Origin of the sequence: Kineococcus glutinatus, from assembly GCF_039542765.1 — a bacterium.
GTDB classification, from domain to species: domain Bacteria; phylum Actinomycetota; class Actinomycetes; order Actinomycetales; family Kineococcaceae; genus Kineococcus_A; species Kineococcus_A glutinatus.
In genome coordinates this window covers 1-4,071 of sequence record NZ_BAABIL010000088.1, presented here as the reverse complement: position 1 = coordinate 4,071, position 4,071 = coordinate 1, and the positions used below count along the sequence as shown (strand labels likewise).

Sequence of the window (4,071 nt, the reverse complement as noted above, 5' to 3'; positions counted from 1 at the left end):
AGGTCGCCGCCACCCTGCCCCGCACCGCCCGCGGCCCGCGCACCCTGCCCGCGGCCGCTGTCGACGTGGCCGCCGCGCGGCTGGGGGAGGTGGGCGCCCAGCTCGTCGAGGAGGTGCTGCCCGGGCTGGGCGCACTGCCGGCGCCGGAGCGCGCCCGGCTGCTGGAGGTGGCGGCCGCCTACGTCGCCACCGGCAGCGTGGGCGGGGCCGCCGCCGCCTCCTACTGCCACCGCAACACCGTCCTCAACCGGTTGCGCCGGCTGCAGGAGGTCACCGGCCTCGACCTCGCCGTGCCCGCGCAGGGCGCGGCGCTGCTGCTGGCGCTGGCGGTGCGGCGGGCCGGGGCCGAGGAGCGGGGCGGGGCCGACGGGCACGGCATCCCGGCCGGGCTGGGACGATGGCCGTCGTGAGCGCGCCCGCAGACCCCGGCACCCCGCCCGGTGCCCACCCCGCCGTCGACCCGGCGGACGTCCGGATCCCCGCCGACCTGCTGCCCGCCGACGGCCGCTTCGGCTCCGGCCCCAGCAAGGTCCGCCCCGAGCAGGTCGATGCGCTGGCCCGGGCGGGACGCACCCTGCTCGGCACCTCCCACCGCCAGCGCCCCGTCAAGGACGTCGTGCGCCGGGTGCGGGAGGGGCTGGCCGCGCTGTTCGCGCTGCCCGAGGGCTACGAGGTGGTGCTCGGCAACGGCGGCAGCACCGCCTTCTGGGACGCCGCCACCTGCGGCCTGGTGCGCCGGCGCAGCCAGCACCTGGTGCTGGGGGAGTTCTCCGCGAAGTTCGCCCAGGCCGCGGCCGCCGCCCCGTTCCTCGCCGGGCCCGCCGTCGTGCGCGGCGAGCCGGGCACCCTGCCCGCCCTGGGCCCGGTCGCCGACGACGTCGACGTGGTGGCCTGGCCGCACAACGAGACCTCCACCGGCGTCATGGCCCCGGTGCGCCGGCCCGGCGGCGTCCCGCCCGCCGCCGACGGCGGCCCCCTCGTCCTCGTCGACGCCACCTCCGGCGCCGGCGGGCTGCCCGTCGACGTCGCCCAGACCGACGCCTACTACTTCGCGCCGCAGAAGTCGTTCGCCGCCGACGGCGGGCTGTGGCTGGCGCTGCTGTCCCCGGCCGCGGTGGAGCGCGCCGCCGAGCTGGCCGCGACGGGGCGCTGGATCCCGCCGTCGCTGAGCCTGGCGACCGCGCTGGCCAACTCCCGCCAGGACCAGACGTACAACACCCCGGCGGTGGCGACCCTCGTGCTGCTCGCCGAGCAGGTCGAGTGGTTGCTGGCGCAGGGCGGCCTGGACTGGGCGGTGCGCCGGACGGCGGACTCCGCCGCCAGGCTGTACTCCTGGGCCGAGGAGCGCGAGTGGGCCACCCCCTTCGTGGCCGACCCCGCCGCCCGCAGCGCCGTCGTGGGCACGGTGGACCTCGACGCCTCGGTGGACGCGCAGGCCGTCAGGGCGGTGCTGCGGGCCCACGGCGTCGTCGACGTCGACCCCTACCGCAGCCTGGGGCGCAACCAGCTGCGGGTGGGCATGTTCCCGGCCGTCGACCCCGAGGACGTCACCGCGCTGACCCGCTGCGTGGACCTCGTCGTGGAGCGGCTGCGGGCCCGGTAGCGGGCCCGCCGGGGGCGTCGCCGGCCCCCGGCGGGTCCGCTTCGGCAAGGCTTCCCTTCCTTTCGGCGGGAAATCTTAGGAATGCCTCACCAATGGTCAGGAATGCCTTACCGAAACGATGGCGGGATTCTTTCGGGAAATGCCCCGAAAGGCTGCGCAGAACTGGCGCGACGGCTTTGCGGGCGGATATCGTCGAGAGCGGACGGCGCACCGCACCACGCGCCTCGTCCCCTTGGGGGACACCCGATCCGTCGCACCGACCAGAACGAGGAGGGCCTGTCGTGGCCACCGTGAACCTGGACCTCGCACCCGTCCACAGCTGCGCCGCCACCGGCTGCGCGTTCAACGAGAACGTGAACTGCCACGCCCCGGCGATCACCGTGGGCGACCACGGCCAGAACCACTGCGGCACCTTCCTCGGGCTGCCCACCAAGGCCCGCAAGGACAAGCCGACCGGTCTCGTCGGCGCCTGCCAGCTCGCCGACTGCGTGCACAACTCCGAGCTCACCTGCACCGCGGACTCCATCGAGGTCGCCGCCGAGGGCGTCGGCGGGTCCTGCGGGACCCCCGGCGCCCTCGCGCGCGATCGGGCCCTAGCCGCCGGTGAGGACGGCGTCCACCTCCGCGCGCAGCATCCGCGCCAGCGCCGGCTCCACGCCCCACGCGGCCGTCAGCCCCCGGTACTCCGCCACCAGCTCCGGGGTCGGCGCCGCACCGGTGCGCACCGCCCGCAGCAGCGCGTTGCGCGGCGTGTGCCGGGAGTCCACGAACTCCACGACGTCCGTGCGGTAGCCCAGCAGCCGCAGCAGCAGCGCCCGCAGGGCGTCGGTGAGGACGTCCGCGAAGCGCTCCCGCAGGATCGGGTGGCGCACCAGCGGCGGCGCGGGGGAGGCCGTCGCCGCCTGCAGCTGCCGCTGCACGTCGTGGTGGCAGCACGGCGCGGCCAGCACCACCGGCGTCCCCCACCGCACCGCCCGGGCCAGCGCCTCGTCCGTGGCGGTGTCGCAGGCGTGCAGCGCCAGCACGACGTCCGGGGCGGCGTCCCCGAAGGGCGCGGCGGAGGCGATGGTGCCCGTCGCGAAGTCCAGCCCCGGCAGCTGCGCCTGCACCGCCAGGGCCCGGCTGCGCGCCACGACGTCGTCGCGCACGTCCACCCCCACGGTGCGCAGCGCCGTGCCCGCCTCGCCGGCCCGCCCGCCCAGCCAGCGGTGCGCGGCGAACGTCAGGTACGCGTTGCCGCAGCCCAGGTCCGTCATCCGCACCTCGCGGCCGCCGTCCTGCGCCGCGTCCGCCAGCAGCCGGTCGGCCAGCGGCGCCAGCAGCCGCACGAACGCGTCGACCTGGCGCCGCTTGTCCGCCCCCGCCCCCAGCGCCGTGAACAGCGGGTCGGCGGGGTCGACGAGGCGCTGCTTGCTGCGGTCGTGCGCCGCCGGGCCGGCCTGCACGTCCCGCTTCGACGTCGCCGCCCGGTGCAGCTGCGCCTCCCCGCGCTTGGTGACCCGCAGCTGCACCACCTCCGCGGCCGTCTCCACGTGCCAGTTGCCGAAGGGCACGGCCAGCAGCTCCTCCACAAGGCGCTCGGCGTCGGGCCCCAGCGCGGCGTTGCGGGTGCTGACCCGCGGCCCGCTGCGGGCGACGGCCTGCAGGTGGGGGCCGCCGCGCAGGGCGACCGGCCGCAGCTCCACCCGCTCGTGGGCGGGGGGCTCCTGCCCGCGCCGGCGCCCGGCGGCCACGGCCCGCACCAGGTGCTCGCCGTCCAGCAGCAGGGGGCGCAGCTCCTCCAGGGCGGTGGTCAGCGGGTGCGGCACGGGTCCATCCTCCCAGGGCCGCGGGTGGTGACCCGCCCGCTGGCCCGACCGGCGCCCGCCCGGCGGTCTACCGTCGGGTGCGGGGGAGCGAGGAGGTGGCGGTGACCGGGCGAGCACCCGCCGCGGGCGCGGCGCCGGGAGGTGCCCGCGAGGAGGAGCCGGTGCGGCTGCTGCCCGGCCTGTCCGCGGTGCGGGTGCGCGCCGCGGGGCGGGAGGTGGCCGCCGGGGTGCGCGCCGAGCACGTCGTCTACGTCAACACCGGCCCGCCCTACCGGCTGCTGGAGACCCTCGACGGCACGACCCGCGCCACCCGCGGCACACCCGGGGACGTCGCGGTCGTCCCCGCCGGCCTGGAGCTCACCGCCCGCTCCGCCGACGGCTCCCCGCAGGAGCTGCGCCCGCTGGCGCTGCTGCTCGCACCCGCCCTGCTGGAGGAGGTCCTGGCCGCCGCCGGCGTGCCGGCCGCGCGCCGGGCGCTCGTGCCCGCCGTGGGCGTGCGCTCCCCGGAGGTCGCCCAGCTGGGGCAGCTGCTGGCCGCTGCGCTGCCCGACCGCTCCGGCATCGGCGCGCTGGCGGCGCAGTCCCTCGGGCACGCCCTGGCGGTGGCCGTCGCCCGCGCCCACACCGGCGCGCGCGAGCCGGTGCCCGCCCGGCCGCGCG

4 protein-coding genes and 1 pseudogene are annotated in these 4,071 nt (G+C 78.2%); 4 read left to right on the top strand and 1 reads right to left on the bottom strand.

Going from position 1 to position 4,071, the window contains the following annotated elements; translation table 11 throughout:
* The 3 genes and pseudogenes from ABEB16_RS04150 to ABEB16_RS04140 all read left to right on the top strand — a co-directional run.
* Positions 1–410, top strand: a 410-nt coding sequence (locus ABEB16_RS04150; RefSeq protein WP_345711003.1) for a helix-turn-helix domain-containing protein, incomplete at its 5' end; no start/stop codon positions are given.
* 65 nt (positions 411–475) lie between these two features.
* A complete protein-coding gene (gene serC / locus ABEB16_RS04145) occupies positions 476–1,603 on the top strand; it encodes a phosphoserine transaminase (protein ID WP_345711004.1) in 1,128 nt (375 codons plus the stop codon).
* A gap of 92 nt (positions 1,604–1,695) precedes the next feature.
* Positions 1,696–2,136, top strand: a pseudogene (locus ABEB16_RS04140) (DUF1540 domain-containing protein); the annotation flags it as partial.
* A 60-nt stretch (positions 2,137–2,196) separates the two neighbouring features.
* Here ABEB16_RS04140 and ABEB16_RS04135 read toward each other — a convergent pair.
* Positions 2,197–3,411, bottom strand: coding sequence for a class I SAM-dependent methyltransferase (locus ABEB16_RS04135; RefSeq protein ID WP_345711002.1), 1,215 nt, complete (start codon positions 3,409–3,411; stop codon positions 2,197–2,199).
* A 101-nt stretch (positions 3,412–3,512) separates the two neighbouring features.
* Between ABEB16_RS04135 and ABEB16_RS04130 the strand changes: the two genes are divergently transcribed.
* Positions 3,513–4,071: hypothetical protein (locus ABEB16_RS04130; protein ID WP_345711001.1), on the top strand; the 559-nt coding region annotated here is incomplete at its 3' end.